A 12,560-nucleotide genomic window follows, 5' to 3' on the forward strand; every position below is an offset into this window, starting at 1 on the left:
TCAGAATACAAGCAATGGTGACCGCGTGAAGACCTGCCTCATCCGGTAACCCGTTCCGATGCGCCCGGCAGGATGGTGGCCGCGGCCGGCCGTGGCGCGGCACGGTGGACATCGAGCAGCCGCACGCCGAGGCGATCGCGCAAGGCGGGCCAGATGCCGCGCGGCGCCACGATCATCACGACGACGGCAATGATGCCGAGCCCGACCAGATACCAGCCGCCGGACAGGCCGAGCGGCCCGGTCATCAGCTCGCGCAGGCCGAAGAAGATGATGACGCCGAGGATCGGGCCCTCCAGCGTCCCGATGCCGCCGATGATCACGATGAACATCATGTAGACCGACCAGTTGACATCGAAGGCCGCCAGCGGCGCGATGAACAGATTGCCCATGAAGCTCAACGCACCCGCAAGCCCGCATCCCGCCGCCGACAGCACGAAGGCGATGAAGCGATTGTGCCGGACGTCGACCCCGACGCTCATCGCGGCGAGGTCATTGTCGCGCACGCTCATCAGCCCGAGGCCGAAGCTCGAGGTCATCATCTTGTACAGCGCGGCGATCGTGACCAGCGTCAGGCCGCCGGCGAGCCAGAACATGGTCGGCTCGAACCAGTCGAAATCGATCAGCTTGCTGGTGGCGAGCGGCACGCCCGACGTGCCGCCGACCGCCTGCGATTTCATCGTGAAGGCGCCGATGATCTCGGCGAACACCCACATCGCGATCGAGAAATAGGCATCGCGCAGCCGGAACAGCGGAAAGGCGATGATCGCCGCGACGGCAGCGGCCACCAGCGGCGCCACCGGCAGCACCCAGATCGGGGTGACTTCGAGCCAGCCGGAGGTCAGGAACAGCGCATAGGCGCCGAAGGCGATGAAGACCTGATGGCCGAGCGACACCAGCCCGGCATAGCCCGCCAGCAAGTTCCACATCTGCGCCATCGTCAGCAGCAGCAGGCACTCGGTCGCGAGCCGCAGGATGCCCTCGTTCAGCACGAAGGGCGCGCCGGCGATAGCAGCGACGAGCACGATGGCACAGGCGAGGAGAATTGTCCGTGTCGGCATCTGCGTCATACCCTGCTCGACACGAGACCCGACGGGCGGATCAACAGCATGATGAAGAATAGGAGGTGCGCGTAGAGCAGCCCCGCGTTCGGATCGATCTTCAACCCGATCAATTGCGCCATGCCGAGCGCGATGCCCCCGAGCAGCGCGCCCCAGAACGAGCCGAGCCCACCGAGCACCACGACCTCGAAGGCGATCAAGAGCCGCTCGGCGCCCGAGAACGGCGTGAAGCTCGACCGCACCGCGAGCAGCACGCCGCCGATCGCGCCGAGCGCGAGCGACAGGCCCATCACATAGTTATAGACCCGATCCGGCTTGACGCCGGACAGCCGGACGATATCGCGGCGGTCGGCGGTGGCGCGCACGATCCGCCCGAACTCGGTATGGCGCAGCACGAGCTGCAGCGCCATGAACAGCAGTGCGGCGAGCACCAGCGTGAGCAACGGCATGATGCCGATGTTGAGGCCGGCGATCTCGAGGCTGGCGCGCGACAGCTCGCCGACCTGGAGGCTGCGCACGTCGGCGCCGAATATTTCGACCATGACGTTACGCAGGATCACCGAGACACCAAACGTCAGGAGCAACGGCGACAGCGGATCGGGCGACGTCACGACACGGTTGACGATGGCGGCCTGGTAGAGCCAGCCGACCGCAAACGACAGCGCGATCACCGGGATCAGCATCAACAGCGGCGAGACCTGCGGAAACAGGTTGGAAAGCAGCACGGCGCAGAACGCGCTCAGCACCATGAACTCGCCATGGGCGATGTTGACGACGCGCATCACGCCGAACACCAGAGCGAGCCCGATGCCGAGCAGGCCGTAGAGCCCGCCCAGCAGGGCTCCGTTGATCAATGTCTCAACCCAGATCATGTCGTGCCAATCCTGGCTAGTTACCGAAATAGGCGTGCGTCAGCTGCTCCGGCTGCAACCCTTGCGCCGGGCCGGTCAGCGACACCCGCCCCTTCAACAGACAGTAGATTCGTTCGGAGGTCGCGAGCGCACGCTTGACGTCCTGCTCGACCAGCACGACGGCGGTGCCTTCGCGGCGGATGTCGGCAAACGAGCGATAGATCTGCTCGACCACCACGGGCGCGAGCCCAAGCGAGATCTCGTCGCACAGCAGGAGCCGCGGGTTCGACATCAACGCGCGGCCGATCGCCGCCATCTGCTGCTGGCCGCCGGAGAGCTGGCCCGGAAACATCCGCCGCCGCTCCTCCAGGATCGGGAACAGGTCGAACACCCGCCGCAGCGTCCAGCTGCCCTTGCGCCGGTTGACGCTGCCCATCAGCAGGTTCTCCTCGATGGTCAGCGAATCGAACAGCAAGCGCCCCTCGGGCACCATGATGAGCCCGAGCCGCGACACCTCTTCGGCCGGCATCTGCGAGATGTCGATGCCGTCGAAATGCACCGCCCCGCGCCGCTCCTCATTGAGCCCGACCAACGCCTTCAGAAACGTCGACTTGCCGGCGCCGTTGGCGCCGACCAGCGCCACCGCCTCGCCGTCTGCGACGGTGAAGTTCATGTCGAATACGGCCTGGAGATCGCCGTAGAAGATCTGCAGGCCGTTCACATCAAGCAACGCCATCGGCCTTCAATCCCATGTAGATCTCGCGCACCACGGCGCTGTCCATCACCTCGGCCGGCGGCCCCTCCAGCACCTTGCGGCCGAAATCGAGCACCAGGATCCGATCCGACACTGCGCGCAAAGCGTGCGGAATATGCTCGATCCAGATCATGGCGTGATCTGCCTTCACCGACTTGATGATGGCAACAAGGCGCTCGACCTCGGGCTCGGTCAGCCCGGCGGCGATCTCATCGAGCAGGATCAGCTTGGGCTTCGAGGCCAGCGCCTTGGCGAATTCCAGCCGCTTGCGGTCGATCAGCGGCAACGCGCCCGCGAGCTTGTCCGCCTTGGCGTCGAGCCCGGTCCGCTGCAGCACTTCCATCGTCCAGCTCGATGCCGCCTCGCCGTACAGGCCCGCACCGTAGGACGCCGCGACCAGCGCGTTCTCGTACACCGACAGATGCGGAAACGGCTGCGGGATCTGGAACGCGCGCCCGAGCCCCATCCGCGCCCGGCGATGCGGCGGCAGGCCTGTGATCTCGTTGTCTTCGAGCATGATCGAACCGCCGTCGGCCGTGAGCAGGCCGACGATCAGGTTCAACAGCGAGCTCTTGCCGGCGCCGTTCGGGCCGATCACGCCGAGGCATTCGCCGCGCGCCAGCTCGAAGTTGACGTTGTCGGCGACCACGATCTCGCCGAAACGCTTCGAGAGCCCGCTGACGCGCAGAAGCGGTGCCATCTCACGCCAGCTTGGAGAGCAGCTGGAGATCGGCCTGCTTCGGGATGAACGGCGCCGTCCCGTTGTGCACGATCAAGAGCTCGTATTTCGCCTTGCCGCCCTTGGTCTTGCGCCATTGCCCGCCCGACAGCGACGTCACCGCGACGTTCTTGATCGGTGTCCCCTTGAACTTCACAGGTCCGACCACCGTCTCCATGTCGAGGCCCGCGATGGCATCGCGCAACGAGTTCTTGTCCTTCGGGTCGCTGTTCTGCAATGCCGCAAGTGCAACCTCCCACAGGGCATGCGCGTAGCCGATCGGCTGGGTCCACTGCTTGCCGGTGGTCTTCTCCCACTCCGCAGCGAGCTCGGCAGCGCTCTGCCCGGTCAGCGACGACTTGAACGGATAGGCAGGCGTCCACCACACCTCGGTCGACATGCCGTCGCCGCGATCGCCGAGCGCGTTCACCGCACTGGGGAACAGGAATGCCGCTGCCACCGTGCAGATCTGCGGTTTGAAGCCGGCCTGCGCCGCCTGGTTCCACAGCGTCACCCAGTGATTACCGTAGGTGAAGCCGGAGACGATATCGACGCCGTTGCTCTTGAACGACGACACCTGGTTGGTGAAGTCATCGGTCGCGATCTGGAATTTTCCGGCGGAGAATTCCTGATAGCCTGCCCCCGCAATGCCGCCGGGCAAACCGACCTTGGGGTCGGAGAACGCCTGGCCCGCGGGATTGTCGATGTAGAGCGTGCCGACCTTCTTGTTGGTGTCGACCGACTGCCACATGCCGAGAAAATTCTTCACGACGTCATCGGCACCCCAGAAGAAGTGGTAGCTGTAGGGGAAGCCCTTGTCCGGCGTCGACTTGCGCGGGAACATCCAGCCCTGCCACGGCACCATGGTCGAAATCGACGGAATGCCGCGAGCATCGGCGAGCTCCTGCACCGGGGCCTGCGCGTCGCCATCCTCGATCAGGATCAGGTCGCACTTCTCCCGCAGCACCAGTTCGCTCGCGACCACCGACGAGCGGTTCGGATCGGACTGATTGTCCTTGAAGACAAACTCGACCTGCCAGGTCTTGCCGCCGATCTTCAGGCCGTCCTTCAGCCGGGCTTTGATACGTTCATGGATCCAGGTGTCGGGCTCGGCAAACGGCGCGCGGACGCCGGAGAGGCATCCGACCCAGCCGATCTTGATGGTGTTGCCGGCGGCCCGCGCGACGTTGACCAGCGGCACATTCATCGCCGATGCGAGGCCGGTCGCACCAGCCGCCTTCAGCAGCGTGCGCCGGTCGAGCCGGCCGGACGTCTTGTCATTCTTTGCCTCAGTCATGTCCCTCTCCCTCCATAACCAATGATGAAATTGTTCGATCTCGGGCTCACGCCGCCGCCCGCTGGATCGCTGCGCGGCTCACCGCGGCAAATTTGCACAATGTGTTTTCGATGATCTGGCGCGGGATGCCGCGCACGATGAAGACCAGCCGCGAGCGCCGGTCCGCCGACGGCCAGCCCTGCAACGTGATCGGCGGATGGAACACGTGCTGCACGCCATGCACCACGACCGGCGCGTCAGGCTGCTCGGCGACATGCACGATCGCCTTGAAGCGCAGCAGGTCCTCGCCCTTGAGCGCCGCGACATAATCGAGCCAGCGCGCAAACGCGTCGCGCTGGATCGGCTCGTCGATGATCAGGCTGTAGGACGATACACCGGCGTCGTGCGCGTGATGGCTGTGGTGGCCGCACGCCCCACCGTCGCAATCGTGATCGGCGTGATGATGCGGCGCGTTCGCCGCCTGTGACGCCAGATCGAACCAGCGCACCACGTCGGCCGAGCGGGCCGCCGGATCGAACAGCCCGGCATCGAGCACCCTCGCCGGATCGACCATCCCGTTCCGTACATGCGCGCGCGACACGACCGGGTTGATCGCAGCGAGCCGCGCAGCAAGGCGCGCCAGCGCATCTTCGCTGGCCAGATCGGTCTTGGTCACCAGCAGCCGGTCCGCGACCGCGATCTGCCTGACGGCTTCACCGTGCTCCTCGAGCGTATGTGCGCCGTTGACCGCATCGACGGTCGCGACCACGCCGTCGATCCGGTAGCGGCCGACGATATCAGGCGCCGTCATCAGCGTGTGCAGCACCGGCACGGGATCGGCGAGACCCGTGGTCTCGACCAGCACGCGGTGGAACGGCGGGATCGCCCCTGTGGCACGGCGGGCGGCAAGATCAACCAGCGTCTCGATCAGATCCTCGCGCACCGAGCAGCAGATGCAGCCATTGTCGAGCAGCGCCAGACGATCCTCGCTGCTCTCGACCAGAAGATGATCCAGTGCCACCTCGCCGAACTCGTTGATGATGGCGACGACGCCATTGAGCTCCGGCTGGCGCAGCAGATGGTTCAGCACCGTAGTCTTGCCGCTGCCGAGGAAACCGGTCAGCACCGTGACCGGGATCTGATCCGCCGTGTCCATCACGCGCCCCGCTCGTAGACCTTGCGGCCTTCGAAGAAGGTCATCTCGACCCGCGTGTCGGCAAGCTGGTCCGGCGGGATGTCGAAGATCATCTGGTCGAGCACGATCAGGTCGGCCGATTTACCCACTTCGATCGAGCCGATCGACTGGGCGAGGTCGGCCGCGCGCGCGGCATCGATGGTGTAGATGTCGATCACGGTGGCGAGATCGAGCGCCTGCTCGGCCCACAGCGACTTGCCGGGAAAATCCCCGGTTGGATTCTGCCGGGTCACCATGCCTTCGATGCCCTGCCAGGGATCGGGGATCGGAATCACCGGCCAGTCCGAGCCGCCGGCCATCAACGCGCCGGCTGCCTTCAGGTCCTTGTTCGGCCAGAAGCGCTGCGCGCGCTCCTCGCCCATCGCGGCCTTGTGCGCCTCGAGGAAGATGGTCGGATACCAGATGATCGGCGACAGATCGGCCGCGACGCCGAGCTCGGCGAAGCGCTTGATGTCATCGGGCGCGATGTAGCTCGCATGCGCGATCTGGTGCACCAGATCGGTCGCCCCGTTGAAGCTGCGCACGACATCAATCGCGTCGAGCGCCTGCGTCACCGCGGCATCGCCCGCGCAATGGATCTTCGCGGCAAGGCCAAGCTTCTCGCAGCGCCCGAGCCAGCGGATCAGGTCGGGTACGGTCAGCATGGTCGATCCGCGGAAGCAGCAGCCGCGCACGGGATCGGCCAGATAGGGCTCGTGGAACGCCGCGGTCTTGGCGCCGGGCACGCCGTCAAGGAACACCTTCACATAGTCCGGCTTCACATGCGCGCCGCGATACTGCTCACGCAGCGCAAACAGCTCCTCGCCGGCCTTGCCGAACATGAAGCCCGGCTCGACCACCGGCATCGCGCAGACCGCCCAGGCGGTCAGCTCGCCGCGGTCGTCGAGCCCCTTCAGCGCCGCCATGATCGGCTGCATGCTGGCGGCGTCGATGAAGGCGGTGACGCCATACGTGTTCAGCACCGAAATCGAGCGCGCCACCGCCGCGCGGTCCATCTCGGCCGTGTAGTGACCGGAGGCCGCGAGCGCCCGCTCGACCAGGCCCGATGCGGCCTCGATCATGATCCCGGTCAGCGTCCCGGTCTTGAGGTCGCGGCCGATCTCGCCGTCGGTCGGATCGGGGGTCTCGGCCTGCACGCCGGCAAGCCGCAGCGCCGCCGAGCTCGCCCAGCGATTGTGATAGGTGTCGTCGCGCAGCACGACGGGATGTCCGAGGCAGGCCGCATCCAGCAGTGCGCAGGACTCCGCGGTGTTCATCTCGTTCAGGAGATTGTTGCCGAACTGCCCGCCGACGATCCAGGCGCCGGGCGCGGCCACTGAGGCCGCCTTGTGCAACGTCTCGGCGATCCTCGGTACGCTGTCGGCGTTGGAGAAGCGCAGCTCGTAGAGATCGGCCTGCCCGCCCATCATGATGTGATTGTGGATGTCGACGATGCCCGGCATCGCCATCCGTCCGCCGAGATCGACGGTCTTGGTCCCCTCGCCGACCAGCGCCGCGACGTCGCGCTCCTCGCCCACGGCGATGAACCGGCCGGCCTTGACCGCCGCGCATGCCGCCCAGGGCTGCTCCCGGTTCGACGTGTAGATCCGGCCGTTGCGGAAGACCGTGTCGGCGAATGTCCTGTTCATACGGAGCAACTTCTCGATTGGGAAAGTCCGGAGCGTTCAGCCTTTCGCGGTGCACAGCGGCGAACCGCGCACGGCGCCGGCATGATCGGCCAAACGTTCGACATGTCGGCATTTGGAACAATCCACCGTCCGGTGGATGCTGCGCCGCCTGCCGCAATGCGGGCAGTCGGCCCTCTCAGTAGCCCAGCGCCAGCCCGTCCTTGCGGTGGTCGGAAGCGCCGAGCAGAACGCCGCGGGCATGGTCGATGCGGATCGCCTGGCAACCGCCGATCGGCTCCTCGGAGAAGCGGGCATCGTGGCCGCGGGCGCGCAGCTCGTCGCGGATCGCTGGCGATATCGTCGTCTCCAGCGACAACGCGCCGTCGAAGGCAAAGGAGCGCGGTGCCTCGGCGGCCGCCTGGATATCCATCTTCATGTCGAAGATGTTCGACAGCAGATTGGCATGGCCGGCGGCCTGGTAGTGCCCGCCCATCACGCCGAACGACATCACGGTCCTGCCGTCCTTGCGCAGCAGGCCCGGAATGATGGTGTGCATCGGGCGCTTGCGCGGCCCGAGCGAATTGAGATGTCCGGGTCTGGCGCGAAAGCTCCAGCCGCGGTTATGCAGCAGGATGCCCGATCTCGGCGCGTAGATGCCGCTGCCGAACGGATAGAACAGCGAGTTGATCAGCGAGACGGCGTTGAGGTCGCGGTCGACCACCGTGACGTAGACGGTGTCGCGATGCTCGATATCGTCCCAGGCCGCGGGCGCGGAGGCGCGGCGCATGTCGATCTTGCTGCGGATCCTCCCGATATAGTCTTCGGCAAGGAATGCGACGGGATCGATGTTGCTGGTGGTTGGATCGCAGAAGAAGGCGTCGCGCGCGCGGTAGGCGGCCTTGGTCGCTTCGGCCAGCAGATGGATCCGATCGACCTGCGCCAGCGCGCCGACATCGAAGCCGGCAAATGTCCGCAGGATCATCAGCGCCGCCAGGCCCTGCCCGTTCGGCGGACACTCGATCACGTCGTGGTCATGGTAGCGTGCCGAGATCGGGCGCACGTAGTCCGAGGTCTGCGCCGCGAAATCCTCAGTACTGTGGGCACCGCCGAGCCCGCGCAAGATGCCGGCCATCTCGTCGGCGGCCTCGCCTGCGTAGAACGCCTCGCGCCCGTGCTGCGCGATCCGGCGCAGGGTCCGGCCAAGCGCGGGCTGCGTGCGGATATCGCCGACCTCCGGCGCCTTGCCGCCGGGAAGGAACTGCGCCGCCGCATTGGCGTCGATCTCGATCCGCGCACGGAAGCGGCGCCAATCTTCCGCGACGCGCGGTGTCACGCAAAAGCCCTGCTCGGCCGCCGCAATCGCCCGTTGGAAGATCTCCTCCAGCGACCTGCTGCCGTGATCGGCGACCAGCCTGCACCACGCGTCGATGGCGCCGGGCACGGTCACAGCCTCAGGCGCGGTCGGCGGAATGTCGCGCGCGCCGCTTGCGGCGAATTTTCCTGCATCGGTGCCGGCGGGCGTGCGGCCCGAGCCGTTCAGTGCGATCGGCTCGCCAGCGTTGGGCGAATACAGCGCAAAGCAGTCGCCGCCGATCCCGGTCATCTGCGGCTCGACGACGCCCTGCACCGCCACCGCGGCCACGGCTGCATCGACGGCATTGCCGCCGGCCTTCAACATCTCGACCGCAGCAAGCGTCGCCTGGGGGTGCGAAGTTGCGGCCATGCCACGCTCCGCAACCGCCACCGAGCGGCCGATGGCCATGAAATCACGCATGTCGGATCCTCAAATGTTGTGAGCGGAAGCCGCTCGCCAACATTGTCGAAAACGACACCGGTCCTTGACGGAGTCTCGGCCGGCTGCGCGGCGAGCGGCAATCCACCTAACGGTGGATCGGTGAATACAGGCGAGGTTTGTCTCGCTGGACGCTTCCGGACGCGGCGAATTAATCCGACGGCAACGCAGCAAGACCTGTCAAACCTGTGCGTGAGGAGTGCTTTGGCCTATCTGAGTAGTTGCATGTTCGCCGGCTAATTCTGCGGTGGTTAACTGGTTGCCAAGCTCAGAGCGCGATGGCACGCTGTCATGGTCAGTTTGGCTCATGTTTGATTTTCAATGCGGATGTCATCTCGCAAAGAGGTTCATGGCACCAGGCGAAATCAGTTCGGTTGCGGGGCTGGTTGGTTACGCATTGCCGCGCCTCTGATCACACTGTCATGCGGTGTCGTCGTTCGCGATGTGCACGCGGCGTCGCCCACGGAAGAGTCGGGCCCACAGGTGACAGCATCCGAACCGTCGGCTCAAACCGATGCTCGGAACGCGCCGCCAGGTGCGGACCGAGCGAACTCCGAGGCTCTGCCAACGACGGAAACCGAGAAGCAATCCGAGCAAGCATCTCAGACGGCCAACGCTGTCGACTCACTCAAGGCCGCTCCTGACAATGTCGATACGGTCCTGGTCCTGGACGAGTGCTTTGTTGCCGAGGCATGCATCGACCGGTTCCTTGGAGCACTTTACACGCGAGCACCGAAGACCGACTGGATCGTCGTGTACGAGAAAAACGACGTAACGATCAAGCGGAAGGGAAAACAGATCACCGTCACTCGCAGCATCCCCAAGCGGGTCGAAAATGACTTCGGATGGAAGGACCCCAGCGCAGCAGATAAAGCCGGCATGTCTCTGATGGACTACGTAATCGGAGGGATGGATCGAACTTTCAAGGGAAGGCTGTTCTATTTGCTCCATGCAGCAGAACAGGCCGGACTGGCACCTGGGATCACAAGCGGATTCCGAGATGACTATCGCCAATCAATCGCAAGCGGGCTGAAGGCCGCGAATGACAAGTCCTATCACGGTGGCAGTTCGCGAGGAGGCTATGGTCACGGGCTCGCCGCAGACGTCATCAGCATGAACGGCGGGAGCAAGGACGAGCGGGTAATCGAGACCAAGCGATTATGGAAATGGATCGACGAACACGAAAAGCAGTTCGGAGTCGGACGTCCATATTTGAATGGAGACCCAGCGCATCTCGGACCAGTCGACGGTCAGGAATACGTAGCTCATCGTTCAGCACCGAGCCACGCCAGGCTGATCGGCAAGCGACATAGCCGAATTGCAGCATCTTCCAGGCATGGCGTGAAAACGCGAGCAAAGTCAAAGGCAGCAACGAAGCCTGCGACAACGAAAATCAGCTCGCGCCTGTGATCGGCGCACCTGTCGCTGCGCTTCGAATGTGCGCTCCGGCCAGCCCCAGCTCAGGGGGTGAGCTGGGGCCACGGCGGTTGCGGAGACTGTGGCGGCCAGCCTTCAGCCACGACGTTACGCCTCTTCCCTGAATTTCATCCACCAGAAGCCGCAATTGCTGCGCCGCGCTACTACCTTTGCGCTGCTGAGTCTGCTCACCGAGAGATCTGTTACTCAGGGCTAGTTCGGAATGGCAATTGTCGCGCGCAACTGTCGATTTTACTATGTCCTCAGTCGTGCGGATTGGCCGACGTCAACCCCACACTCCGACCATGCACATCGCGCGATCAGGGATCGCCGCTTCGGCCCACGGAGCGACGGTCCCGCCCCATTCGGGATGCGACAAGCTAACCCGACGGGCAACTCAGCAAAAACGTGTCAATCCCTCGCCATCAAAATAATTCGGTTTATCGGAACGGCAACTCAGTGTATGGTTGACGCATCTCACCCGATCGAGGGGCGCTGCGCATCGTCACGGGTGTTGCGGTGAGATGCGGTGGACGTTGATTGCGCAACTGACGAGTGCGCATGAGACGGACGGTGAAGTCGTGTGGTCCTGACGCCCTAGCGGCAGGTGTCCTCTCGCAAGACGCGCAAGCGTCTTGTGAAGGCGGTGACAAGCAAGCCCAGTCTCGCCGGGGAGAGCACGAAGTAAGCCGTAAGCCATCGCGCAGGGAAAGCCGGATTGCTCCGGTTACACCTGTGGTCCTACCCCCGAGCTTTCTACCTTTTGCTCGGGGCCCATGGGTGCGATCGGCACCCGGCTTTCCCTGCGCCCTCTGTTCTCAGAGCGGCGGAACGAAGAGCAAAGCTCGGGCAACAATCATGTCGCGAGAATGCGGAGCCATGTCTCACAGCCGGTGCAACACATTGGCTGTCGTCCCGGCGAAGGCCGGGACCCATAACCACCGCGGCAAATGGTTGCGCGACGCTGGAACGACGAGTCCCACCGACAACCTCTGCTGCGGAGTATGGTCCCGGCCCCCGTGCGCAATTGCGCACTAGGCCGGGACGCGGGGAGGAAAGAGCCGCGCCCTAATGCGGCCGCGACATCAGCGCCACGACGGCGGAGCGGGTCTCGACGCCGAGCTTCTCGAAGATGTGGATCAGGTGCGTCTTCACCGTCGCAAGACCGATGCTCAGGCACTCGCCGATCTCGCGGTTGGTGCGGCCGCAGCACAGCAGCTCGACCACCTCCATCTCGCGCGAGGTCAGTCCGTAGCGCGCCGGCTCGTCCGGATTCGGGGACAGGCGGCTGGTCAGGTTGAACTCGAGGTAATCGTGGATCTTCTCGGCAATGTGCATGCTGCCGTCGGGAATCGTGCAGCCCGGCGCCCAGAGCACGCTCATTCCGGCCACGATCCGGTCGTTGCGGCGGAAGAAGAACTCGATCATGTCGGCGACGCCGCATTGGCCGGCGAAGGCACGGTAGGTCGCCGCCTCCTGGGACGCGCATTGGTCGAGCGCGATGCTCAGCCGGGCGATCGGCCGGTTGCTCGCGGAGCGCGGATGCAACGGATCGAGCCGGTTCATGCCGGCAAGATACTGGTCGTGGAAGCTCGGCGGAACGTTGCTAGAGAGCACGAAGCGGTTGAGGGTCAGATTGCCGTCGACCTCGTAGAACGCGGTCGCCGAACCCTCGAGAATCCCGCGCGCGAACTGGATGGCTTGCGTGGTTGCCGGATCCGGTCGGCCCAGAAGCGCGATCATGACCTACCTCCCGATGTTTCCCGATGGCGAACGTCTACGCGTCGCGTGCCCGGCACGCTGAGACAGACGCGGGGCATAGTCAAGCAATTTGCGGGCCAAACCCACATCCCGGAAACGGTTACGCCGGAGTAACCCGATGCCCCCCTCCAC

10 protein-coding genes are annotated in these 12,560 nt (G+C 64.9%); 1 reads left to right on the forward strand and 9 read right to left on the reverse strand.

The genetic code is table 11. From position 1 onward, the window contains the following. Window positions 1–38: 38 nt before the first annotated feature. The 8 genes from AAFG07_RS26690 to AAFG07_RS26725 all read right to left on the reverse strand — a co-directional run bounded on the left by AAFG07_RS26690 (window position 39) and on the right by AAFG07_RS26725 (window position 9,233). Entirely contained in the window at window positions 39–1,067 is a 1,029-nt protein-coding gene (locus AAFG07_RS26690; protein WP_342722813.1) for a branched-chain amino acid ABC transporter permease, read from the reverse strand. Further along, window positions 1,064–1,930, reverse strand: a complete 867-nt coding sequence (locus AAFG07_RS26695; RefSeq protein ID WP_097676476.1) for a branched-chain amino acid ABC transporter permease — start codon at window positions 1,928–1,930, stop codon at window positions 1,064–1,066. Before AAFG07_RS26695 ends, AAFG07_RS26690 begins: the two co-directional genes overlap by 4 nt. Before the next feature lie 16 nt (window positions 1,931–1,946). Beyond that, entirely contained in the window at window positions 1,947–2,645 is a 699-nt protein-coding gene (locus AAFG07_RS26700; protein WP_342722814.1) for an ABC transporter ATP-binding protein, read from the reverse strand. Then, on the reverse strand, window positions 2,632–3,363 hold the full coding sequence (locus AAFG07_RS26705; RefSeq protein WP_342722815.1) for an ABC transporter ATP-binding protein: 732 nt from the start codon (window positions 3,361–3,363) through the stop codon (window positions 2,632–2,634). The genes AAFG07_RS26700 and AAFG07_RS26705 overlap by 14 nt, the downstream gene beginning before the upstream one ends. Window position 3,364: 1 nt before the next feature. Next, complete coding sequence (locus AAFG07_RS26710) at window positions 3,365–4,678, reverse strand: ABC transporter substrate-binding protein (RefSeq protein ID WP_342722816.1); 1,314 nt, start codon at window positions 4,676–4,678, stop codon at window positions 3,365–3,367. 46 nt (window positions 4,679–4,724) lie between these two features. Next, the gene (locus tag AAFG07_RS26715) at window positions 4,725–5,813 is read right to left on the reverse strand and encodes a GTP-binding protein (RefSeq protein ID WP_342722817.1); all 1,089 of its coding nucleotides are present in this window, start codon (window positions 5,811–5,813) and stop codon (window positions 4,725–4,727) included. Next, on the reverse strand, window positions 5,813–7,480 hold the full coding sequence (locus tag AAFG07_RS26720; protein ID WP_342722818.1) for an amidohydrolase: 1,668 nt from the start codon (window positions 7,478–7,480) through the stop codon (window positions 5,813–5,815). Before AAFG07_RS26720 ends, AAFG07_RS26715 begins: the two co-directional genes overlap by 1 nt. Before the next feature lie 175 nt (window positions 7,481–7,655). After that, window positions 7,656–9,233 (reverse strand): gamma-glutamyltransferase family protein, encoded by a 1,578-nt coding sequence (locus AAFG07_RS26725; RefSeq protein WP_342722819.1) that lies wholly within the window; start codon window positions 9,231–9,233, stop codon window positions 7,656–7,658. Between the two features lie 501 nt (window positions 9,234–9,734). Here AAFG07_RS26725 and AAFG07_RS26730 point away from each other — a divergent pair. Further along, on the forward strand, window positions 9,735–10,661 hold the full coding sequence (locus AAFG07_RS26730) for a hypothetical protein (protein WP_342722820.1): 927 nt from the start codon (window positions 9,735–9,737) through the stop codon (window positions 10,659–10,661). Between the two features lie 1,074 nt (window positions 10,662–11,735). Here AAFG07_RS26730 and AAFG07_RS26735 read toward each other — a convergent pair. Next, on the reverse strand, window positions 11,736–12,410 hold the full coding sequence (locus AAFG07_RS26735; protein ID WP_212310831.1) for a LuxR C-terminal-related transcriptional regulator: 675 nt from the start codon (window positions 12,408–12,410) through the stop codon (window positions 11,736–11,738). Window positions 12,411–12,560 lie beyond the last annotated feature (150 nt).

The sequence above is a fragment of the Bradyrhizobium sp. B097 genome, from assembly GCF_038957035.1.
In the GTDB taxonomy this organism is placed as follows: Bacteria; Pseudomonadota; Alphaproteobacteria; order Rhizobiales; family Xanthobacteraceae; genus Bradyrhizobium.

Bases quoted from the DNA above. Each gene is read 5' to 3' on its own strand.
- AAFG07_RS26690 (WP_342722813.1), bottom strand. From the start codon at position 1,067: ATGACGCAGATGCCGACACGGACAATTCTCCTCGCCTGTGCCATCGTG.
- AAFG07_RS26695 (WP_097676476.1), bottom strand. From the start codon at position 1,930: ATGATCTGGGTTGAGACATTGATCAACGGAGCCCTGCTGGGCGGGCTC.
- AAFG07_RS26700 (WP_342722814.1), bottom strand. From the start codon at position 2,645: ATGGCGTTGCTTGATGTGAACGGCCTGCAGATCTTCTACGGCGATCTC.
- AAFG07_RS26705 (WP_342722815.1), bottom strand. From the start codon at position 3,363: ATGGCACCGCTTCTGCGCGTCAGCGGGCTCTCGAAGCGTTTCGGCGAG.
- AAFG07_RS26710 (WP_342722816.1), bottom strand. From the start codon at position 4,678: ATGACTGAGGCAAAGAATGACAAGACGTCCGGCCGGCTCGACCGGCGC.
- AAFG07_RS26715 (WP_342722817.1), bottom strand. From the start codon at position 5,813: ATGGACACGGCGGATCAGATCCCGGTCACGGTGCTGACCGGTTTCCTC.
- AAFG07_RS26720 (WP_342722818.1), bottom strand. From the start codon at position 7,480: ATGAACAGGACATTCGCCGACACGGTCTTCCGCAACGGCCGGATCTAC.
- AAFG07_RS26725 (WP_342722819.1), bottom strand. From the start codon at position 9,233: ATGCGTGATTTCATGGCCATCGGCCGCTCGGTGGCGGTTGCGGAGCGT.
- AAFG07_RS26735 (WP_212310831.1), bottom strand. From the start codon at position 12,410: ATGATCGCGCTTCTGGGCCGACCGGATCCGGCAACCACGCAAGCCATC.